Here is a 21,284-nt window from a genome sequence, read left to right as displayed (position 1 = left end):
TGCACAAGGAATTCACCCCATGACCGATGCCACCTCAGCGCGCCTGCGGCCGCTGGCGGACAGCTCACCTTCGGCGGTCGTCGCCGGCTTCATCGCCATGCTCACCGGCTACACCAGCTCGCTGGTGCTGATGTTCCAGGCCGGACAGGCCGCGGGCCTGACCAGCGCGCAGATTTCCTCGTGGATCTGGGCCCTGTCGATCGGCATGGCGGTGTGCAGCATTGGCCTGTCGCTGCGCTACCGCACGCCGATCACCGTGGCCTGGTCCACCCCTGGCGCCGCACTGCTGATCACCAGCCTTGGCGGCGTGAGCTACAGCGAAGCGATCGGCGCCTACATCACCTGCGCCGTGCTGGTGCTGATCTGCGGCCTGACCGGCAGCTTCGAGCGTCTGGTCCGGCGCATCCCTGCCTCGCTCGCCTCTGCCTTGCTGGCCGGCATCCTGTTCAAGATCGGCAGCGAGATCTTCGTCGCCGCGCAGCACCGTAGCGTGCTGGTACTGGGCATGTTCTTCAGCTACCTGCTGGTCAAGCGCCTGTCGCCGCGCTACTGCGTGCTGGCCGCGCTGCTGGTCGGCACCGCGCTGTCCGGCGCCCTCGGGCTGCTGGACTTCAGTGGTTTCCAACTGGAAGTCGCGACCCCGGTGTGGACCACGCCCAGTTTCTCGCTGGCAGCGACCATCAGCATCGGCATTCCGCTGTTCGTGGTGGCCATGACCTCGCAGAACATGCCCGGCGTTGCCGTGCTGCGCGCCGACGGCTACCAAGTGCCCGCCTCGCCGCTGATTTCCGCCACCGGCTTGGCCTCGTTGCTGCTGGCCCCCTTCGGCTCCCATGGCGTCAACCTGGCGGCGATCAGCGCGGCGATCTGCACCGGGCCGCACGCCCACGAAGACCCAGCCAAGCGCTACACGGCGGCGGTCTGGTGCGGGATTTTCTACGGCATCGCCGGCATCTTCGGCGCCACCCTGGCGGCGCTGTTCGGCGCGCTGCCCAAGGAGCTGGTACTGTCGATTGCCGCCCTGGCGCTGTTCGGCTCGATCATGAACGGCCTGAGCGTGGCCATGGGCGAGGCTCGCGAGCGCGAGGCGGCGCTGATCACCTTCATGGTGACCGCGTCGGGGTTCACCTTGTTCTCGATCGGCTCGGCATTCTGGGGGATCGTGGCGGGGGTGCTGACCTTGCTGATCCTCAGCCCACGCAGGGACTGACAACCCTATCGCGGGGCAAGCCCGCTCCCACGCCAAATCCTGCAGCGGGCATGCGTGGGAGCGGGCTTGCCCCGCGATAGGGCCGCCACAGCCGATCACAGGCGGAAATGCCCCACCATGCCCTTCAAATCATGGCCCAGCTGCGCCAGTTCGATACTTGAGCGGGCATTGTCCTGCATCGCCAGCGCCGCCTGGTCGGCGCTGCCGCGAATCTGCGTGACGCTGCGACTGATCTCCTCGGCCACCGAACTCTGCTGCTCGGCCGCCGCGGCGATCTGCTGGTTCATCTGCTGGATCAGCGACACCGCCGCGGCAATGCTGCCCAAGGCGCTCTCGGTCTGCAGCGCGTCGGCCACCGCCAGGCGCACCAGCTCGGTGCTGCCGCGAATCTGCGCCACCGACTGCTGAGCGTTGCCACGCAGGCTGGCGACCAGGCGCTCGATTTCTTCGGTGGACTGCCGGGTACGCCGGGCCAGCGCGCGCACCTCGTCGGCCACCACGGCGAAGCCACGGCCCTGCTCGCCGGCCCGAGCCGCCTCGATGGCCGCGTTGAGCGCCAGCAGGTTGGTTTGCTCGGCCACGCTCTTGATCACCTCCAGCACATCACCGATGGTATGGATCTCACTACTGAGGCTGTCGATACCACTGCTGGCGGTCTCGGCGGCCGCCGCCAACTGCTCGATGCGCTGCATGCCCTGGCGCACCACCTGCTGCCCCGACTCGACCTTGTCGTCGGCATCCTGAGCCGCCTGGGCCGCCTGCTCGGCATTGCGCGCCACGTCGTGAACGGTCGCGGTCATCTGCTGCATGGCGGTGGCCACCTGTTCGGTCTCGTCCTTCTGGCTGCCGACTTCGCGGTTGGTCTGCTCGGTGACCGCCGATAAAGCCTGAGCGCTGCCGGCCAGCTGATCGATGCCCTGCTGCAAGCCGCTGACGATGCCGGACAAGCCTTCGGCCATGTGCTGCATGGCCTGCAGCAGCTGGCCGACTTCGTCGGCACGCGGTGGTTCGGCCTCGATGCCCAGCTCGCCCGCGGCAATGCGCCGGGCACGGCTGATCACGCGCTTGAGCGGCGCGACCACCGCGCGGGTGATCAACCAGGCCGCCAGCACGCCCACCAGCAACGCCAGGGCCGTGGCCGCGGCGATGGCCATGGTGTTGCCCGTCAGTTCCGTCTGCATGGCCTGTTCCTGGGCGGCATAAGCCTGGTCGACCCGTGCCGTGACCTGCTCGGCGCGGTCCTGCAGCTGGCGCTTGATGCCCTGCTCCTGCCCCAGCAGGTCGGTATATTCGTTGAGTTTCTCGGAGAAACTGGCGATATGCCCAGCCACCTCGCCCAGCACGCTCTGGTATCCGGCATCGGCCACGGCGGACTTGAGCTGCTCCACCAGCGTCGCCGCTTCCTGCGTCTGGGCAATGCGCCCCTGGGCAATGGCTTCGTCGCCCTTGCGGCTTTGCTCCAGGCGTACCCTGGCCTCGTCCATGGCCTGCAGCATCAGCCGCGCGACCTGCGCCACCTGCGCGGCCTGCTCGAGAAACTCGCCGCCCTGCTGGCCCTGGGATTGCTTGAGGGTGTAGGTGCCGTCGTCGGCCAGGCCAGCCTGCAACACGTCAAGGTTGTTGGCGACGCTGGACACCGACCAGCTGGCCATGTCCAGCGCCAGCTCCTTGGCCTGCACCGCCTGGACGAACTGATCGAAGGCTTGCCCATAGGCGCCAAGATCGGCCTCGGCCGCCGCCATCGCCGGGACCTCGCGAATACGCTCGGCCAGCCCCTGCAAACCACTGCGCAGCGCATCGGCTTGCTTGACGTCCGAGCGCAGGGCGAACGCCTGCTCGTGCTGGCGCAGCCGCGCCAGGTCGGTGTTGAACTGGGTCATCTGGCGCAGCCCGTCGAAACGCTGACCGATGCCGTTCAAGGCGTACACGCCAATGGCCGCCACCACCAGGGTCAGCAGCAGCACCAGGGCGAACCCCAGCCCCAGCTTGCGCGCCATGCCCAGATTGGCCAGTACACCGTGCTTGGTCACCGCCATCACCGATCCCCCGCCGTCGTCGATCCGGCAAGAGTGACAATGACCCGTACGCCGTCACAAGAGCCCGCCAGGCAAATGGTGTCATTTGGCTATGAACGTGTCGTTTTCAGACCGCCGAGGGTCGCCCTGCGTGGGCGAAGAACGCCTGCGCGCGGGAATCCTGCCCGTAAGCGACATTGATGCGCAGCCAGTCGCAAGCCCGTCCCTGGGGGTCGAACGCACTGCCAGGCGTGAGCAGCACGTCATGCTCCAGCGCCAGCCGCTCCAGCTCGGCAAAGCCGCGCCCCGGCACCCGCGCCCAGACGAACATGCCGCCGAAAGGCTCGCAGAACACCTCCCAACCGCACGCCTCCAACTGCCGGAGCACCTTGGCCATGTGCTGGCCGAGGCGAACTCTCAAGCGCTGCACGCTCTTGCGGTAGCTGCCATTGGCGAGCATCTGCCCGATCACCTGCTCGGCAAAGCGCGAAGTACCGATACCGCTGACCATCTTCAACTCGGCCAGGCGCGCCACCAAGGCCGGCTCCGCCACCAGGTAGCCGACCCGCAGCGAACTGCTGAGGGTCTTGGAAAAGCTCCCCATGTAGATCACCCGCTGCTCGCTATCGAGGGTCGCCAACCGGGTGGCCGGGCCATCCTGGAAATCCGCGTAGAGGTCGTCCTCGACGATCCGCAGGTCATGCTCGCGGGCCAGCTCCAGCAGGCGGTAGGCGACCTTGGGCGTCAGGCTGGTGCCGGTCGGGTTCTGGTACAGACTGTTGATGAACAGGCAGCGCGGACGATGCTCGGCCAGCAACCGTTCGCACGCCATCAGGTCCGGACCGTGGTCGGTGCGCGGCACTTCCAGCATTTGCACACCGTGCTGGCGCAGCAGGTTGTAAAGGTTGTAGTAGCCGGGGCGCTCCACCAGCACCTTGTCACCCGGTGACAGCAGCGTGCGCACCAGCAGGTCGAGGGCATGACTGGCGCCCTGGGTGGTGAGAATCCGCTCGGGCTCGGCGGCGATATCCAGTCGGGCCAGGCCCTTGTGCAGTTGCAGGCGCAGACTGGCCAGGCCCTGGGGCGGGCAGTAGTCGAACAGGGCCTCGGGCGCGCCACGGCTGACCTGGCGAATGGCCTGGGCCAGCTCGGCCTCGGCGCGCCAGGCCACCGGCAACCAGCCACAGCCGAGCTTGAGCAACTCGTCGTGCCCCTCGCGAAACTGCCGCCAGCTGCCGTCGATCCCCTCGCCCCACGGCGTGCCGACATCCGGCTGCAGGCCGCGCTTGCGTTCAGCAACGAAAAAGCCGGCGCCATGGCGCGCTTCCAGCCAACCGCTGGCCACCAGCCGGTCATAGGCTTCGATCACGCACGACGCGCTCACCGCCTGCTCCCGCGCCAGGGCGCGGATCGACGGCAAGCGCGCGCCGGGACGCAGGCGCTGCTGTTCGATCCAGGCTTGTAACTGGCAGGTCAATTGCTCGACCAAAGGCGAGGCGTGGTGGCGATCCAGAGTGAATTGCATGGCAAGTGTTCGCTGATTTCAGGCGAACAGTTAAGCACAAATGCCGCAATAGTGTGTCTTGGCGAGACCGCCCCCGGCGAACGATGCTGCGCGAAACCGACCCGATGGATAGCTTCGATGCCGACTCGTCACGCGCCAGCGCTGCTGGCTTTCGCCCTGTGCCTGATCACCCTGGCGGTGAACCTCCAGGCCCCGCTGTACATCACCTATGCCGACCTGTCCGGACGCGGCGCCGCAGCCACGGCAGTGGCCTTCTCCGGCTATGTGCTCGGCGTGCTGCCGGTGCTGCTGGCCCTTGGCGGACTGGCCGACCGGGTCGGACGACGCCCGCTGATCATCGCCGCCCTGCTCCTGTCGATGGTCGCCACGCTGCTCATGCTGCTGGCGCCAAGCCTCGAGATGCTGGGCGTGGCGCGGCTGTTCCTGGGGCTGGGCACGGGCCTGGCCTCGGCCACCGCCACGGCCTACATGAGCGAGCTGATGGCGCCTGAGGATGGCGGTCGCGCCGCGACCTGGGTCACCGCCAGCACATCGCTCGGTTTCGGCCTGGGCGCGGCGCTGACCAGCCTGTTCCTGTTGCGCGGACCGACCTTGACACCCGCGAGCTTCCATCTGCAACTGGCCCTGGCCGCCCTTGCCCTGTTGCTGGCCTGGCGCCTGCCCGACCCACGGCCGGCCCAGCGCAGCACCATGCTGCGCTTGCCCTTCTACCCGGCAGGCAGCCTGGCCTACGGCCTGGCGATCCTGCTGGCCTGGGCCTGCGTGGGACTGGTCATCGCCCTGCTGCCGGGGATCCTGCGCCAGCACGGCCTTAGCGCCTGGTCAGGGTTTTCGACCTTCTGCGTGATCAGTTGCGGCTTGCTGTTCCAGCCTCTGGCACGGCGCATGGCCAGTACCCAGGCGACCTTGCTGGGCCTGCTGATACTGCCGTGCAGCTACGGGCTGCTGGCCTGGGGCGCCGACAGCGGCAATCTGCCAGGCGTGCTGCTGGGCGCTGTCGCTGCAAGCAGCGCCTGCTATGGCTTCATCTACCTGGGCGGGCTGGCGGCGGTCAACCAGTTGGCCGGCCAGGAGAAAACCCGGGCCAGTGCCGGGTTCTTCCTGCTTGCCTACCTGGGGTTCAGCCTGCCGGTGATCTTCACCGGGCTGCTCAGCGACCAGCTCGGATCGCGCACGGCGCTGGAAGCGTTCGGCGGCGCCCTGCTGGCGGGCTGTGCCGTGGTGGCGCTGATGCTGTGGCTATCCGCGCGGGCCTCTTCGCGGGTGAACCCGCTCCCACAGAGGCAGAATTAGCCGCTCAGATCGCCAGCGCCCCGCCATCGACGGTCAGGCTGTGCCCGGTGGTGAACGCCGCGCCGTCGCTGCACAGGTAGAGCACGGCGCTGGCGATCTCCTCGACCTTGCCGATGCGCCCGACCGGGTGCATCGCCGCGGCGAACTCGGCCTTGCGTGGGTCGGCCTCGTAGGCGCGGCGGAACATGTCGGTGTCGATCACCGCCGGGCACACCGCATTGACCCGAATCCCCTTCTTCGCGTACTCGATGGCCGCCGACTTGGTCAGGCCGATCACCGCATGCTTGGAGGCGGCGTAGATGCTCATCTTCGGCGCCGCCGACAGACCAGCCACCGAGGCGGTGTTGACGATGGCGCCACCGCCCTGGGCCAGCAGCAGTGGCAACTGGTACTTCATGCACAGCCACACACCTTTGACGTTGACCCCCATGATCGCGTCGAACTCCGCTTCGCTGCCTTCGGCCAGGCGGCCCTTCTCGATCTCGATGCCGGCGTTGTTGAAGGCGTAGTCGAGCCGGCCATAGGCCTCGATGACCTGCTCGTGCAGCTGGCGCACATCGCTGTCGCGGGTGACGTCACAGGCGACGAACAGCGCCTGGCCACCGGCCTGTCGAATCAGCGCCACGGTGGCTTCGCCTGCGCTCGCATCCCGGTCGGCCACCACCACCTTGAGCCCCTCGGCGGCAAACGCCTGCGCCGTCGCCCGACCGATACCCGCCGCACCGCCGGTGACCAGGGCGACCTGGCCGGAGAAAGTCATGCTCATCACTGGCTCCTGCAAAAAGGATGGAAAGTCCGCGCTGAGTCTAGTCAGCGCGCCGTCGGGCTGGGCAGCATCATCAGGGGCGCGGTTGGACTACTATCGTTCGCGGTGATCTTGCGTGACGTCGCCCATCCAGCGGGTCGATCATCGTGCCCCTTGCCTCTATCCAGGAGAATCCGCCATGAGCTACACCAATCGCCGCTTCCTGCTCAGCAAACGCCCGGTCGGCGCCGTGCGCCGCGACGACTTCACCTACGAGCAGGTGCCCGCCAGCGAGCCGGGCGCAGGCCAGGTGCTGGTGAAGAACCTCTACCTCTCCCTGGATCCGGCCATGCGCGGCTGGATGAACGAAGGCAAGTCCTATATCCCGCCCGTGGGCCTGGGCCAGGTCATGCGTGCCCTGGGAGTCGGCGAGGTGGTCAGTTCCAATCACCCGGACTACAAGCCCGGCGACCATGTCAGCGGCGCCTTGGGCGTGCAGGACTACTTCACCGGAGAACCCCAGGGCCTGCACAAGATCGACCCCAGGCTCGCCCCCCTGCCCCGCTACCTTTCGGCCCTGGGCATGACCGGCATGACCGCCTACTTCGCCCTGCTCGACGTCGGCCAGCCCAAGGCCGGTGACACCGTGGTGATCTCCGGCGCCGCCGGCGCGGTCGGCAGCATTGCCGGGCAGATCGCCAAGATCAAAGGCTGCCGCGTGGTCGGCATCGCCGGTGGCGCGCAGAAGTGCCAGTACCTGCGCGATGAGCTGGGCTTCGACGGCGTCATCGACTACAAGGCCGAAGAGGTGCTGGCAGGCCTCAAGCGCGAGTGCCCCAATGGCGTGGACCTGTACTTCGACAACGTCGGCGGCGATATCCTCGACGCCGTGCTGTCGCGCCTGAACTTCAAGGCCCGGGTGGTGATCTGCGGCGCCATCAGCCAGTACAACAACAAGGAGGCGGTCGAAGGACCGGCCAACTACCTGTCGCTGCTGGTCAACCGTGCGCGCATGGAAGGCTTCGTGGTGATGGACTACGTCAAGGAGTACGGCAAGGCCGCGCAGGAAATGGCCGGCTGGCTGGCCAGCGGCAAGGTGAAGAGCAAGGAAGATGTGGTGGACGGGCTGGAAACCTTCCCCGAAACGCTGCTCAAGCTGTTCAGCGGCGAGAATTTCGGCAAGCTGGTGCTGAAGGTCTGATCATTGCGTGCTGCGCTCACGCGCAGACAGGTTTTGTGGGAGCGGCGGTGCGGCGCTCCCACAATCCCTCGGATCAGCCGCGGATCTCGGCCACCACTGCCGCCAATGCCTGGGCCGGGTCAGCCGCCTGGCTGATCGGACGCCCGATCACCAGGTAATCGGAACCGGCATCCAGCGCCTGACGCGGGGTGAGGATACGGCGTTGGTCATCCTGGGCACTGCCCGCCGGGCGAATCCCCGGGGTCACCAGTTGCAGCGCCGGATGCGCCGCCTTGAGCGCCGGCGCCTCCAGCGCCGAGCACACCAGGCCGTCCATGCCAGCCTTCTGCGCCAGCGCCGCCAGGCGCAGCACCTGCTCCTGCGGATCGACATCCAGGCCGATACCGGCCAGGTCCTCGCGCTCCATGCTGGTCAGCACGGTCACGCCGATCAGCAACGGCTGCGGGCCGCTGCGCTTGGCCAGCTCTTCGCGGCACGCCGACATCATGCGCAGGCCACCGGAGCAGTGCACGTTGACCATCCATACGCCCATCTCGGCCGCGGCCTTGACCGCCATGGCGGTGGTGTTGGGGATATCGTGGAACTTGAGGTCGAGGAATACTTCGAAGCCCTTGCTGCAGAGCGTCTCGACGATGCCCGAAGCGCTGCTGGTGAACAGCTCCTTGCCGACCTTCACCCGGCACAGCGCCGGATCGAGCTGGTCAGCCAGCTTCAGGGCGGCATCACGGGTGGGGAAATCCAGGGCGACGATCAGGGGCGTCTGGCAGGCGGACATGGGCAGGGTCTCTTGGCAAGTCGTGAACGGCGCGCATTGTAAACGAAGTGGCCAGGGGTTTGGGGGCCACGGGTCATGCAAATTGGCCCGGCCACTGGCGGCGTCTATAATTGAACCTACGTAGACGCAGACCACTCGAACCCTCTGCAAACGATGCTCTCAGGACGACGACAGGAGATACCCTATGCCTTGGTATGCGTGGCTGATACTCATCATAGCCCTAGGCTCGATCGTCGCCGGCCTGATGTTGCTGCGCGACACCGCGAAAAAACTGCCATTGACCGAGGAGCAGTTGAAGAAGGTGCACGAGCGAAACGCCGAAGCGGACGCCAAGGATGCACAGGATCGCTGAAGGCGGGCTTGACCATCGAACCGGTCGGCGCAATGCCGACCGGCGCGGCAACTGACTACTCCACGACCAGCCTGTCCCTGTTGCGCTCCAGCAGCGCATTGCCGATGCCTTTGATTTCCAGCAGTTCATCTACCGACTGGAAAGGCCCATGAGCCTCGCGGTAGGCGACGATGGCTTCAGCCTTGGCCTTGCCGATGCCGTTGAGATTCTGCTGCAGCGTGAGGGCGTCCGCGCTATTGAGATCAGTCTTGACCTGCGACCCAGCAACACCCTCGACCTGGTGAGTGACGCTGAGCGCCGCTGACGCGGCCTGGTTGGCTGGCGCGGCATTGAGCGTGAGCGGCAGGACTGCGAACAACGGCAGCAACAGCCAGGACATAACGATATTAGGCATTTTCAACACTCCTTGAAGTTGCGAATCAAATGCAGCTTTCCTCTAGCTGCAGGTCAACCCTAGTCGCTGATCACGCCCGGAAGAAGATAGGCACATCGGAAAAACGTTACCGAATTGAACAGCGCCAAAAACCTCTCCAGGCAGGCACAGGATTCGGACGCGCCGCACCGAATAGGCCTACCAGGCCCGCGCCAATCATCCGCTGGCCCCCTATGCGGTGGCGGCACTCGCAACCATCGAGTTCGCCACTTTCCAACCCAGGTTTCAGCCACTGGAAACATGAATTACCTGGCAGGCCATTTGGAACAGACAACTCAAGCGACTTAACAAGTTGCTCCGCCCAACTATCAATTGTCGGCAACGAGCGAAGCCCAAGGGATTTTTCCTTCACACGCGGCCAGGTTGCGGCTCCACCGTGCGGCACAGGATAATGCGCGCGCGGATTTTCCATCGAAGTGAGTTGGAGCTCATATGTTCACCCCCGTCATTCTGGCTGGTGGCAGCGGCACCCGGTTATGGCCGCTGTCCCGCCAAAATTACCCCAAACAGTTTCTCGCCCTGGATGGCGAGGGCCTGGGCACGATGTTCCAGCGCACACTTGCACGCCTTGATGGCCTGGAACATTCGCCTGCCCTGGTGGTGAGCAACGAGGAGTACCGCTTCGTCGTGGCCGAGCAACTGCGCCAGGCACGGCGCGACAGCCGCAGGATCATTCTCGAGCCGATGGCGCGCAATACCGCGCCAGCCATTGCGCTCGCCGCGCTGCAGGCGCGGCGCGATGCGCAGGATCCCATACTGCTGGTGCTGGCGGCCGACCACTACATCGAGGATCAGGCCGCCTTTCAGCGCGCCATCGAAGTCGCCCTGCCGCACGCCAGCCTGGGCCGGCTGGTGACATTCGGCATCAAGCCGGTGCGCGCGGAAACGGGTTTCGGCTATATCCAGTACGGCGAGACCTGCATCGAAGGCGGCTACCCACTGCTGGCCTTTCGCGAGAAACCTTCGCAGGACGTGGCCGAGGCCTATGTCGCCAGTGGTCGCCACCTGTGGAACAGCGGCATGTTCATGTTCCGCGCCTCGCGCCTGCTCGACGAACTGCAGCGCCTGCGGCCCGACATTCTCGATTGCTGCCGCAACGCCTTGCTCCACGCTCAGGAGGACAACTATTTCCTGCATGTGCAGGCCGAACAGTTCGCCTGCTGCCCGGCGCAGTCGATCGACCACGCAGTGATGGAACATGTCGACGATGCGCTGGTTGTGCCACTGGATGCAGGCTGGAGCGACCTGGGTAGCTGGGCGTCGATCTGGGAAGCCAGGCCACGCGACGCCGCCGACAACGCCATCGAAGGCGACGTGCTGGCGTTCGCCACCCGCAACAGCCTGATCCAGTCGCACCACCGCCTGGTGACGACGGTCGGCGTGGAGGATCTGGTCGTGATCGAGACCAAGGATGCCGTGCTGGTGGCGCGCAAGGAGGATAGCCAACAGGTCGGCGAGGTCGTCAGGCAGTTGCAGGCGGACCAGCGCAACGAGTATGCCAGCCACTCACTGGTCAACCGCCCCTGGGGCTACTACGACACCATCGACTGCGGCGAGCGCTATCAGGTCAAACGCATCACCGTCGAGCCCGGCGAAAGCCTTTCCCTGCAACTGCACTACCACCGCGCCGAGCATTGGGTGGTCGTCAGCGGCACAGCCAGGGTCGTCTGCAATGACGTCGAGATGATCCTCACCGAGAACCAGTCGACCTACATTCCGCTGGGGGCCAGGCACTCCCTCTCCAACCCGGGCAAAGTACCGCTAGAACTGATCGAAGTGCAGTCCGGGGCGTACCTTGGCGAGGACGATATCGTGCGGTTCGAGGATAAATACCAACGAATTTTCAGAAATCTCTCACAGCAAACCACTCATCGATCCGATTGAACTAATCAGTCATATTGTTGTAGCAATCGCTGGACGAAATGCCATCATTCGAATAGGATGCGCGCTTTAAAATTCAGCGGGGCAGGGTTGTGAGCTGGTTGCAAGGACGCAGAAGTATCTGGCCGATCGTGCAGATATCGTTGGAGCGCGCCCGCCTCGGGCTCAAGTCAGAGTCCACCAGAACCCGCCTGGGTTTTGCCTGGTGGATACTCGAGCCCCTTCTCCTGCTCAGCATCTACTACGTCGTGTTCGGCCACCTGCTGCAAATTCGGGTGGAGAACTTCGCCGTCTTCCTGATCATCGGCGTCACGTTCTGGACCTGGTTCAACAAGAGCGTGATGAACTGCGTCGACTCCATCTACGAGAAAAAGCACATTCTCGAACACTGTCGAATCGACCCTCTGATCTTTCCGTTGACATCGATATTCAAGGATCTGGTCAAGGAAGCGCTGGTCGTCGCCTTGCTCCTGCTGCTCCTGTGCCTGATCGGCGTCACGCCAAGCTGGTCCTGGCTCTACGTACCGCTGATTGCCATGGTGCAACTGGTGCTCACGGCGGCAGTGGGCGTCTTTGTCGCCGGGCTCATTCCCTTCATGCCCGACCTGCGCATCATCATCGCCACCAGCCTGCAGTTCCTGATGTTCGCCTCCGGCGTGTTCTACGACAAAGCCAACATTCCGGCGGAGTTCGGCTGGCTGCTCGACTTCAACCCGCTCGCCGCCCTGATTTCCATGTATCGCGACGCCTTGATGCATGGCCGCGCACCGCTGCCAGGCGACCTGCTGGCACTGCTGGGCGGGGCCGTGCTGCTGTTCGCGCTCGCCACGCTATTCCTGTCACGAAACAAGAACGCCTACGCCATGGCACTGAGCAAATGAGCACCCACGCCGCCCTGACGGCTGAATCCGTATCGCTGACGTTCCGCAATGGCCTGCGCCTGCTGTCGCGCAGCTCGACCACCGTGCTTCATGACCTGTCCTTCGCCATCGCCAAGGGCGAGACGTTTGGCGTGGTCGGCAGCAACGGAGCCGGCAAGAGCACGCTGCTCAAGGTCCTCGCCGGCATCTACCAGCCGACGCGCGGACGCCTGGTGCAGTCGGTCCCCAACGTATCGCTGCTGAATCTGCAGCTGGGCTTCGACGAGAACCTCGATGCCCGGGACAACATCGTCCTCAGTGGCATGTTGATGGGCATGAGCCGCAAGCGCATGCATGAGTTGAGTGACGCGATCCTCGACTACGCCGAACTGCATGCCAGCGCGCAGGTACCGGTGCGCAGCTACTCCACCGGCATGAAGGCGCGCCTGGGCTTTGCCATCTCCATGCACTCGCGCCCGGACGTGATCCTGCTGGACGAGGTGCTCAGTGTCGGCGACGGCCATTTCCGCGACAAGGCCGAGGCCACCATGCGAGACATGATGACGGGCAACCAGACGGTCGTGTTCGTTTCGCATGATTCGCCACGCATCAGGGAGCTGTGCACTCGAGTGTGCTGGCTCAAGGACGGACGGGTGCAGATGATCGGCCCGGCCAGTGACGTCGTAGACGCGTACGACGAGTACCTCGTACGCCAGTGAAGGAGTAGCAGATGCTTAATATTGTCGTTCCCATGGCCGGCGCTGGAAGCCGTTTCGCCAAAGCAGGCTACGCCGACCCGAAACCGCTGATCCCAGTACATTCGGTGCCGATGATCAAGGTGGTCATCGACAACCTGACGCCTGCCTGCGAGCACCGTTTCATCTTCATCTGCCAGGCTGCCCATGTACAAGCCTACGGCCTGAAGGAGAAGCTTGAAAGCTGGGCGCCGGGCTGCGCCATCGTCGAGCTGGACGGCCTCACCGAAGGCGCCGCCTGCACCGTCTATGCGGCCAAGGAACTGATCGACAGCAACGATCCGGTGATGATCGCCAACAGCGACCAGTACGTCGATGTCGACATCAATGACTACCTGCACGCCATGCAGGCGCAGGACGCCGACGGCCTGATCATGACCATGAAGGCCGACGACCCCAAGTGGTCCTTCGTCGGCTTTGCCGAAAATGGTCTCATCAACCGTGTGGTCGAGAAGGAAGTGATTTCCGACGAAGCCACTGTCGGCATCTACAACTTCCGCAGCGGTCGCCAGCTGATCGCAGCCATCGAATCGATGTTCGAGAAAGAGCTGCGCGTCAATGGCGAGTTCTACGTCGCGCCCGCCTACAACGAAATGATCGAGGACCAGGCCCGGGTCATTCACTACAACATCGGTTCCGAGGCCGCAGGCATGTACGGCCTGGGCATCCCGGCGGACCTGAACCTGTTCCTCGAGCTGCCGCTCAGCCAAAAAGCCTGCGCAGGACGCTGAGCCATCATGCAGATCATCAGTCACCGCGGCTACTGGCTGGAAAAGCCCGAGCGCAACCTGAAGGTGGCCTTCCAGCGCTCGTTCGACCTTGGGTTCGGCACCGAAACCGACGTACGTGACGTGGCTGGGCGCCTGGTCATTTCGCACGACATGCCCGATGGCAGTGAAATGTCCCTGGACGAGCTGCTGACCATCATGGCCGGGCGCAACCTGCCACTGGCCATGAACATCAAGGCCGACGGTCTTTGCGCCCCGCTCAAGGCCGCCTTCGAAGCCCACGGTCACAGCAACTGGTTCGTCTTCGACATGGCCGTGCCGGACATGCGCGCCTACCTGGCCAGTGGTGTGCGCACCTACACCCGTCAGAGCGACGTCGAACCCGTGCCGGCCTGGCTGGACGAGGCCGACGGCGTGTGGCTCGACAGTTTCGCCGCCGAGTGGTACTCGCCGGCTCAGCTCGCCGACCTTCTGGGCCTGGGCAAACAGGTCTGCGTCGTGTCCTCGGAGCTGCATGGCCGCGATCACCTGCCGCTGTGGCGACTGCTCGAAGCCTTCCAGGGCTCAGCCAATCTCACGCTGTGCACCGACCTACCTGAAACCGCTCATTCTTACTTCAAGGGACTGACATCATGATCAAAGCCGTTATCTTCGACATGGACGGTGTGCTGATCGAGGCGAAGGACTGGCACTACGAAGCGCTGAACAAGGCACTCAACCTGTTCGGCCATACCATCAGCCGCCACGAGCACCTGACCACCTACGACGGCCTGCCGACCTCGCGCAAGCTGGATATGCTCAGCGTCGAGCGCGACCTGCCAGTGGAGCTGCATGCCTTCATCAACGAGATGAAGCAGATGTACACGATGGAAATCGTCTACGCGCAGTGCAAGCCGACCTTCGTCCACCAGCGCGCCCTGTCGTCGCTCAAAAGCCAGGGCTACAAGCTGGCGGTAGCCTCCAACTCGATCCGCAACACGGTCGAAGTGATGATGGAGAAATCCCGCCTGGACCAGTATCTGGACCTGAAGCTGTCCAACGAGGACGTGGTCAACGCCAAGCCGGCGCCGGATATCTACACCAAGGCCATCGAGTCGTTCGGACTGCTGCCTGAAGAGTGCCTGATCGTGGAAGACAACGAGAACGGCATTCGCGCCGCCCGTGCTTCCGGTGCCCACGTCCTGGTGGTGCAGGATGTCGAGGATGTGAACCTGGACAACATCACCAGCCGCATCCAGGAAATCAATGCCCAAGCCACTCAGCAGGAGAGCCTACTGTGCGCAAGCTGAACATCATCCTGCTCGCCGCCCGTGAAACCAACTCCGTGGCAGTGGAAAGCAGCTACCCGGCCTACCTGGCCGAACGCGACGGCCTGCCGCTGATCGAGCACCTGGTCGAGAGCTGCCTGAAGCTGGAGCCTGCCAGCATCACCTGCATGCTGCCCAAGGCGGACGTTTCCAAGTTCCACCTGCGCAACATGCTGCACCAGATGAGCCCGATCGCCTCGGTGCTGCCGGTTCACGCCCTGACCATGGGCGCGGCTTGCACGGCACTGCTGGCGGCGCAAAGCATCGACAACGACGACGAGCTGCTGATCCTCAGCTGCAACGAACTGCTCGATGCCTCGCTCGAGGACATCGTCGCCCGTTTCCGCGGCGAAGAATGCGACGCCGGCGTGGTGGTTTTCAAATCGCTGCACCCGCGTTACTCGTTCGTGCGCAAGAACAGCGATGGCTGCGTGGTCGAGGCCGCCGAGAAGAACCCGATCAGCAACCACGCCGTCGCCGGCCTGTACTGGTTCGCCAAGGGCAGCGTGTTCGTCGAGGCGGTGAAAGAGATGATCCGCAAGGACGCCAAGGTCAACGATGCCTACTACATCGCGCCTTCGCTCAACGAACTGGTGCTGCTGCACAAGAAGATCGGCACCTTCCGTGTGGACCCTAGCCAGTACCACCCGCTCAAGAACTCTCACCAGCTCCATGCGTTCGAGAATGTAGGCCCACGATGAACTCCGCGAATCTGAAAGACATGGTCAAGGGCTGGTTCGTCGGTGGCTTCACCCCCACCGCCTTCAGCACCCAGGCCTGTGAAGTCGCCGTCAAACCTTACGTCGCGGGCGACGCCGAGGCCGCCCACTACCACAAGATCGCCACCGAGGTGACGCTGATCCTGTCCGGTGAAGTCGAGATGTGCGGCAAGACCTGGGGCGCCGGCGAGATCGTGGTGCTCGAGCCTGGCGACATCACCGCCTTCAAGGCCCTGAGCGACGCCGTGACCGTCGTGGTCAAGGTGCCAGGCGCCCTGAATGACAAGTACGTCGTAGAAGAATGAAGACGATTCAGTTCCAGCATGACCCGAAACTGGGCTACCTGCCGGCGAAGAACCTGCGCCCGATTCCGGCGGACCTGAGCCTGCCTGAAGGTGGCCAGACCCTGTTCTCCTTCCGCCGCTTCAAGCAGGCCGAACCGGCTGTCACCCTCAAGGGCATGCATGCGGCCAAGCGACCGCTGGATATCTACGGCGCTGGCTCGTACTGCTTCTACGGCGTACAGAGCGATTCGCAGCTGAGCCCGCTGTTACTGTGGGATGCCGTGCACTTTCTCGAAGTGGGCCAGAGCCTGACGCTGATCGAGGACGCTCCGTTCGACAGCTACCTGGACCGTGACTACTTCAGCGCCGCGCTGACCTGCGTGGAGCGCGGCGCCAACCGCGTGACCTATCGCAAGACCGGCTTGCTGCCGGCCCAAGGCGATGACGACCTGGACAGCTGGACCTTCGGCATCCCGGTCGGTCCCGAGGACGCCACGGTGCTCAATGCCGTGGTCGAGCGCATTCTCGAGCTGGACATCCCGCACAAGGAGATTCTGCTCTGCGGCACGCCCGGCAAGAACTTCCGCTACTTCGAGCAGGTGCGCATCGTCGGCGAGGACATCACCGCGCCGCCTGTGCAGATCTGCAAGAAGAAGAACCGCCTCGCCGACGAAGCGCGCTACAACAACCTGGTCATTCTCCACGACCGGGTGTTCCTGCCCGCGCACTTCGGTGAAATGGTTCGCCGCTTCGGGCCGCGCTATCCGCTGATGACGCTGCAGAGCATGTTCTTCGACAACGTGCGCAACTTCGGGCCGCGTCGCTATTCGGACTACGCCATGGCCATGGGCTCGATCGCCGAAGGCATGAAAGGCCTGCACCGCCGCGAAGATGCGGTGGTCAGCATCGCCTCGGCATTGTTCGCCGAAGTCGAGCGCACCGGTTTCTGCTTCGCAAGCCCCATGCGCTACACCAAGGATGCCAGCTACCCGACCGGCAGCCTGTATGTGTGCCGCAAGGAAGTGTGGCAAGCCTTCCCGCTGGACGAGTCGCTGCTATGGGCCGAGTTCGAGGATATCGAGCACGGCATTCGCGCCTCCAAGGGCGGCGTGCCGACCCGGGTCAACCCCCACGGCATCACCCAGACGGTCACATCCCGCGCCCTGCTCGGCACCGAAGCACCGGTCGAGTCGCGTAACGGCCGCTACAAGAGCATTGGCCCAGCGCAATTCTCGCCACTGCGCAAGAAGCCGCTGATTCGCATGTCCGCGGAGGATGCACTGATCCGTCTGCAGCGATTCGCCGACAAGTACGTCAAGTCCGACCTGGCACCGCACATCCCGACCGGCCTGAAGAGCATCAGCTCGCGCGCCTGGCTGAAGCTGGTCAATAGCGTGGTGCAAAGCTGCAGCTTCGGCAACGACCTGGAGTCGGTCACGACCTTCATCCGCGATTTCGAGAAGTGGGTATTGCTGGATCAGTTGCCCAATACCGTGGTCGAGTCGATCGCGCTGCAGTTCCTCGCCGATCCGGTCGCGGCGAAGCGCAACCTGGTCTATGGCAGCACAGAGTTCCGTAACATGGTGCGCCAACGTCCGATCCAGAGCTGGTTCTACAAGGACCTGGGCGAGTACTTCCATCCTCGGGCACTGGCGTTGCCGGGCATCGTGCTGTCCGCCTTCAAGCTGTATCGCAACAATGGCGGGATCTTCTACTTCACCAGCTTCCGGGAATGCGTGCGGGCGATCTACAACTCCACCCCTTTCCATCGCTATGTGGCGCGCCAAAAATGAATATTTTCCTGATTTCCCAGGAGGCGGTCCGTGGCCAGCAAGCACAGGTGGCCACCTACCTGTCGCAGGTGCGCCTGCAACCCTCGCTGCTGACCTCGGTGATCGTGATCGACGAGTGCAAGTGGACCACGCCCGAGGCTAGCGCCGCGCCGGCGCTGCGCCAGTTCATGCTGGACGACTTCCTGCATGAAAAGGGCAGCGTCAACAACGGCGCGTTCGTCGCCGACGCCAACGTGATCGGGGAAAAGCTGAGCGCGGCCTCCGAGTCGTGGCTGATCGTCGACTTCGGTCTGCACGAATATCAAATCGCCATGGACTTCATCCGCAAGATGGCAACCTTCACGTTCCTGTTCAAGGACTTGCGCGAGAAGAACATCATCCTGCTGATGCCGCGTCCCTACCTGGGCTTCATGGGGCGTCACGTCAATGGTGCGTTCAACAGCACATCGACTGGCTCCGACAAGGCCTCCGACGCCGATCGCTACCAGATGTTCCTGCTCTCGACGCTGATGGAGAAGCTGTACCTCAGTGGCCCGATCATCGCCTGGCCGGTGTCCAAGGTACGGCAGCTGACGCGCTTCTTCTACGAGCGGATCGTCCGCGTGAGAGCTTGATCGGATGAAGCGCAGAACGTTCGTCGCCGGGCTGTGCGTGCTCACCAGCGGCGTGCTGGGCTACAGACTCGGCCAAAGTTCGCGGGAAGAGCCACTCGATTTCCAGGCGTTGCTGCAAGGCAATCCGGATGTGAAGTTCCATCACATGCCGCCCGAGCTGCTGATCAAGCTGTATTCGCGCAATCTCGCGGAGCAGGACCGCCAGGCGATCCTGCAGCACCTGATCCATCACAACCGCTCCTTGTTCGTGGCCGAGCCCTACGCCCGTAGCCTCGGCACACCCGGCTTCTACAGAGTCATAGGCTGATGTTTGTTGAAACACTGATTATCGGCAATGGCTTTGCCGGACGCTCGGTCGCCCACGGCCTGAAGGGGCCTTGCCTGATCGTCGAGCGCGGCGAGAAGTTCAATATCTTCGAGCGTCGCGCACGCTTCAACGCCATGGAAAAGGCGGATCGACACGATGCGCTGATTCGCCGCTCCTATGAGTCGAAACACGCGTTCAACGTGCCCGAGGAGCTGCCGCCCGACTGCGCTTCGGACTATATCCTGGTCGATGGCGGCTGCTCCAATCACTGGGGCGGCCTGAGCTTTCGCCTGTCCCAGGCAATGTTCGAGCAGAAGGTCGAAGACTTCCGCTGGCCGTTCGACTTCCAGACGATGCAGCCCTACTACCGTGAAGCCGAGCAGCTGCTGCGCATCAGCGCCGATCCGCGCGACCCGGACGAGCGCAATCCGCTCACCGAGATCAAGGGCACCGAGCGCTGGCACGAGGCGCTCTCGCCCTTCTTCCCGCAGGCCTACATCGGCGCGCAGGCACACAACCTGTCCATGGAGCCGGTCGAAGGTCAAGGCCTGTGCATGGGCGCAGGTGACTGCGAGCTGTGTCCGATGGACGCCAAGACCCGATCGCTGCACATCCGCGCCCAGGCCCGCGTGCTCAACGAAGTCCTGGTCGAACGCCTGCGTTTCGAAGGCGGCAAGGCCGTCGAGGCGATCTGCCATACCCCGCGGGGACCACTGAGCATCCGCTTCGATCGCGTGATCATCGCCGCGCACGGTGTCGAGTCGCTGAAGCTGCTGTGGAAAAGCGACCTACCGGCCGAAGTGCCACAGGCGTTCATGGGCCGCTACTGCCAGGACCATGCCGTCGCCGAGCTGGCGTGCCGCCTGCCGCAGGCGAAGATTCCGTTCTTCCAGGTCAATACCGCCGCGCAAGTGGTGATCCCGGAGCTCAGTGGCGAGCTCGACGGCATCGAATACACCACCCTGGGCCTCATGACCCCGGGCAACGACGCCGCCCTGGCCGGTTCGCTGGATCTGGACAAGCTCAACGACTGGGCCATTCGCGAGTCGCTGGAGGACCTGGCCGGCACCCTGAGCCTGTACATCCTGCTCGAAATCCCGCCACAGTGGGATGTCTCGCTGTTCTACGAAGGCGGTGGCGTGCGCATGGATAGCGACGGCTATCACGGCAACAAGCACCGCTACGACGCCGTGATCGAAGCGATCTACACGAAGATGGAAACCCTCGGTGCAATTCCTGTGCGCGCCGCGGAGCAGTTGCATTATCGCGACGCGTTCGGCACCCACCACCTGGTTGGCATGCTGAACATGAGCGCCGGCGACAATGCCGTGGTCGGCGCGGACTTCCGCCTCAAAGGCAGCGACAACGTCTACATCGCAGGCTCCTCGCTGTTCCCGCGCTGCGGCTCGCGCAACCCGACAGTCACCGTGGTCGCCCTGGCCCGGATGCTGGCAGACCAGCTGAACGACCACGCATGAGCATCGCGTGCAGCAGGCTTTCGGTGGTCATCCAGGGTCCCCTGACAGAGGGCGGCCAGGCTATCGCCGAACGTGCCGTTCAAAGTGTGCGCCAATACCTGCCAGGTGCGCAGATCATCCTATCGACCACCGACGATTGCGCCCAATTGGCGCTGGAAGGCGTGCACTGCGTGACCGAGCGCGCAGCCAGGCACTTCGACGATGCCAACGGCAACATCAACAACGTCAACAAGCTCGTGGCCACCGTGAGCAATGGCCTGAGCCTGGCCGAGCGCGAGTACACCCTGAAGCTGCGCAGCGATCACGTGCTGTGCAGCGACGCCGTGCTGGCCTTGATGGGCGACGAGCAGCCCGCGCAATTGCTTGAAGCCAAGCTGGGTGTGTCGAACCTGTTCCTGCGCAACCCGGCACGGCTGTGCTACCTGTTCCACCTGAGCGACACCGTGCAGTTCGGCCGCACCGAAGATCTGCGCAAGCTCTGGAACACCGGCCCACTGACGGCCGACTTCCTGTACCTGGCAAATGGGCCGCGAACCAATCCGCTTGGCACATTCCAGGGCTACACCGAATTTCGCCTGCTGCCCGAACAGGCCATCTTGCTGCGCTTCGTCCAGGCATGCGGCCTGAAGCTGGATCTCGAGCATATCTCGCACACCCGCTTCGACCTGTTCTGCGCCTGGGAAGACCTGCTGCTGGACAACTTCGACGTTCACGACTGGCAGCGCCTCGGCATCGTCCCGCCCGCCCGTTTCCTCAGCGCCCCTTATGCGCCTGGGTCAATCATGACCACCGATGAGCTGCGCGTGATGCGCGCACGACGCGGCAAGGCGCACAGGGTGCGGCGCTACCTGCACGTGCTGCTCAACAAATACGCGTTTTGCTGGTTGCGCCGTCGCTGGCTGGTCTCGGTGGCGTCGCTGCTGCTGTTTTCGTTCTCACCGAACCTCGCCCTTGCGGCACGCGACGCCTACCGTCGCCTGACGGGCGCGCAACGCTCCTGAACCCAGGC

Annotated in this window: 22 protein-coding genes and 1 pseudogene; 17 read left to right on the top strand and 6 right to left on the bottom strand. The window is 64.2% G+C overall.

Annotated elements, in window-relative coordinates; genetic code table 11:
* The first annotated feature begins 19 nt into the window (after window positions 1-19).
* Complete coding sequence (locus ACYUME_RS07360; RefSeq protein ID WP_460418450.1) at window positions 20-1,210, top strand: benzoate/H(+) symporter BenE family transporter; 1,191 nt, start codon at window positions 20-22, stop codon at window positions 1,208-1,210.
* 95 nt (window positions 1,211-1,305) lie between these two features.
* On the opposite strand, the gene ACYUME_RS07355 is transcribed toward ACYUME_RS07360, so the two are convergent.
* The 3 genes and pseudogenes from ACYUME_RS07355 to ACYUME_RS07345 form a co-directional block, all read right to left on the bottom strand.
* A complete protein-coding gene (locus ACYUME_RS07355) occupies window positions 1,306-2,010 on the bottom strand; it encodes a methyl-accepting chemotaxis protein (protein ID WP_460419306.1) in 705 nt (234 codons plus the stop codon).
* A gap of 201 nt (window positions 2,011-2,211) precedes the next feature.
* Window positions 2,212-2,364: pseudogene (locus ACYUME_RS07350) on the bottom strand (hypothetical protein); the annotation flags it as partial.
* A gap of 988 nt (window positions 2,365-3,352) precedes the next feature.
* Complete coding sequence (locus ACYUME_RS07345) at window positions 3,353-4,750, bottom strand: aminotransferase-like domain-containing protein (RefSeq protein WP_460418449.1); 1,398 nt, start codon at window positions 4,748-4,750, stop codon at window positions 3,353-3,355.
* 117 nt (window positions 4,751-4,867) lie between these two features.
* On the opposite strand from ACYUME_RS07345, the gene ACYUME_RS07340 reads away from it, so the two are divergent.
* Window positions 4,868-6,043 (top strand): MFS transporter, encoded by a 1,176-nt coding sequence (locus ACYUME_RS07340; protein ID WP_460418448.1) that lies wholly within the window; start codon window positions 4,868-4,870, stop codon window positions 6,041-6,043.
* Window positions 6,044-6,047: 4 nt separating this feature from the next.
* On the opposite strand, the gene ACYUME_RS07335 is transcribed toward ACYUME_RS07340, so the two are convergent.
* Window positions 6,048-6,809: an SDR family oxidoreductase gene (locus ACYUME_RS07335; RefSeq protein ID WP_460418447.1), complete on the bottom strand. Its 762-nt coding sequence runs from the start codon at window positions 6,807-6,809 to the stop codon at window positions 6,048-6,050.
* A 178-nt stretch (window positions 6,810-6,987) separates the two neighbouring features.
* On the opposite strand from ACYUME_RS07335, the gene ACYUME_RS07330 reads away from it, so the two are divergent.
* Entirely contained in the window at window positions 6,988-7,989 is a 1,002-nt protein-coding gene (locus ACYUME_RS07330) for an NADP-dependent oxidoreductase (protein WP_460418446.1), read from the top strand.
* A gap of 73 nt (window positions 7,990-8,062) precedes the next feature.
* Here ACYUME_RS07330 and pyrF read toward each other — a convergent pair whose 3' ends face one another.
* Entirely contained in the window at window positions 8,063-8,764 is a 702-nt protein-coding gene (gene pyrF / locus ACYUME_RS07325) for an orotidine-5'-phosphate decarboxylase (protein WP_460418445.1), read from the bottom strand.
* Between the two features lie 184 nt (window positions 8,765-8,948).
* Here pyrF and ACYUME_RS07320 point away from each other — a divergent pair, with 184 nt between their 5' ends.
* Window positions 8,949-9,116 (top strand): DUF2897 family protein, encoded by a 168-nt coding sequence (locus ACYUME_RS07320; protein ID WP_279882381.1) that lies wholly within the window; start codon window positions 8,949-8,951, stop codon window positions 9,114-9,116.
* A 55-nt stretch (window positions 9,117-9,171) separates the two neighbouring features.
* Here ACYUME_RS07320 and ACYUME_RS07315 read toward each other — a convergent pair whose 3' ends face one another.
* Window positions 9,172-9,510, bottom strand: a complete 339-nt coding sequence (locus ACYUME_RS07315) for a ComEA family DNA-binding protein (protein ID WP_460418444.1) — start codon at window positions 9,508-9,510, stop codon at window positions 9,172-9,174.
* Window positions 9,511-9,981: 471 nt separating this feature from the next.
* On the opposite strand from ACYUME_RS07315, the gene ACYUME_RS07310 reads away from it, so the two are divergent.
* From ACYUME_RS07310 to ACYUME_RS07250, 13 genes are all read left to right on the top strand, one after another.
* Window positions 9,982-11,433 carry a mannose-1-phosphate guanylyltransferase/mannose-6-phosphate isomerase gene (locus ACYUME_RS07310; RefSeq protein ID WP_460418443.1) on the top strand — a complete coding sequence of 484 codons (1,452 nt, stop codon included), beginning with the start codon at window positions 9,982-9,984 and terminating at the stop codon, window positions 11,431-11,433.
* An 89-nt stretch (window positions 11,434-11,522) separates the two neighbouring features.
* On the top strand, window positions 11,523-12,311 hold the full coding sequence (locus tag ACYUME_RS07305) for an ABC transporter permease (protein WP_279882375.1): 789 nt from the start codon (window positions 11,523-11,525) through the stop codon (window positions 12,309-12,311).
* On the top strand, window positions 12,308-13,009 hold the full coding sequence (locus tag ACYUME_RS07300) for an ABC transporter ATP-binding protein (RefSeq protein WP_279882373.1): 702 nt from the start codon (window positions 12,308-12,310) through the stop codon (window positions 13,007-13,009). The genes ACYUME_RS07305 and ACYUME_RS07300 overlap by 4 nt, the downstream gene beginning before the upstream one ends.
* A gap of 11 nt (window positions 13,010-13,020) precedes the next feature.
* Window positions 13,021-13,776, top strand: a complete 756-nt coding sequence (locus tag ACYUME_RS07295; RefSeq protein WP_279882371.1) for a glycosyltransferase family 2 protein — start codon at window positions 13,021-13,023, stop codon at window positions 13,774-13,776.
* 6 nt (window positions 13,777-13,782) lie between these two features.
* Window positions 13,783-14,409 carry a PI-PLC domain-containing protein gene (locus ACYUME_RS07290; protein WP_279882369.1) on the top strand — a complete coding sequence of 209 codons (627 nt, stop codon included), beginning with the start codon at window positions 13,783-13,785 and terminating at the stop codon, window positions 14,407-14,409.
* The gene (locus ACYUME_RS07285) at window positions 14,406-15,062 is read left to right on the top strand and encodes an HAD family hydrolase (protein WP_279882367.1); all 657 of its coding nucleotides are present in this window, start codon (window positions 14,406-14,408) and stop codon (window positions 15,060-15,062) included. Before ACYUME_RS07290 ends, ACYUME_RS07285 begins: the two co-directional genes overlap by 4 nt.
* Entirely contained in the window at window positions 15,050-15,781 is a 732-nt protein-coding gene (locus ACYUME_RS07280; RefSeq protein WP_279882365.1) for a glycosyltransferase family 2 protein, read from the top strand. Before ACYUME_RS07285 ends, ACYUME_RS07280 begins: the two co-directional genes overlap by 13 nt.
* On the top strand, window positions 15,778-16,104 hold the full coding sequence (locus ACYUME_RS07275; protein ID WP_161752555.1) for a cupin domain-containing protein: 327 nt from the start codon (window positions 15,778-15,780) through the stop codon (window positions 16,102-16,104). The genes ACYUME_RS07280 and ACYUME_RS07275 overlap by 4 nt, the downstream gene beginning before the upstream one ends.
* Window positions 16,101-17,876, top strand: a complete 1,776-nt coding sequence (locus ACYUME_RS07270) for a hypothetical protein (RefSeq protein WP_279882361.1) — start codon at window positions 16,101-16,103, stop codon at window positions 17,874-17,876. Before ACYUME_RS07275 ends, ACYUME_RS07270 begins: the two co-directional genes overlap by 4 nt.
* Complete coding sequence (locus tag ACYUME_RS07265) at window positions 17,873-18,490, top strand: hypothetical protein (protein WP_279882359.1); 618 nt, start codon at window positions 17,873-17,875, stop codon at window positions 18,488-18,490. The genes ACYUME_RS07270 and ACYUME_RS07265 overlap by 4 nt, the downstream gene beginning before the upstream one ends.
* A 4-nt stretch (window positions 18,491-18,494) precedes the next feature.
* Window positions 18,495-18,797, top strand: coding sequence for a hypothetical protein (locus ACYUME_RS07260; protein ID WP_279882358.1), 303 nt, complete (start codon window positions 18,495-18,497; stop codon window positions 18,795-18,797).
* Window positions 18,797-20,275 (top strand): GMC oxidoreductase, encoded by a 1,479-nt coding sequence (locus ACYUME_RS07255; RefSeq protein WP_460418442.1) that lies wholly within the window; start codon window positions 18,797-18,799, stop codon window positions 20,273-20,275. The genes ACYUME_RS07260 and ACYUME_RS07255 overlap by 1 nt, the downstream gene beginning before the upstream one ends.
* Window positions 20,272-21,276, top strand: coding sequence for a WavE lipopolysaccharide synthesis family protein (locus tag ACYUME_RS07250; protein WP_460418441.1), 1,005 nt, complete (start codon window positions 20,272-20,274; stop codon window positions 21,274-21,276). The genes ACYUME_RS07255 and ACYUME_RS07250 overlap by 4 nt, the downstream gene beginning before the upstream one ends.
* Window positions 21,277-21,284: the final 8 nt, after the last annotated feature.

It is taken from the genome of Pseudomonas sp. microsymbiont 2, assembly GCF_054788395.1.
The sequence above is the reverse complement of the archived record's forward strand: the minus strand, read 5'-3'. Positions and strand labels throughout refer to the sequence as shown.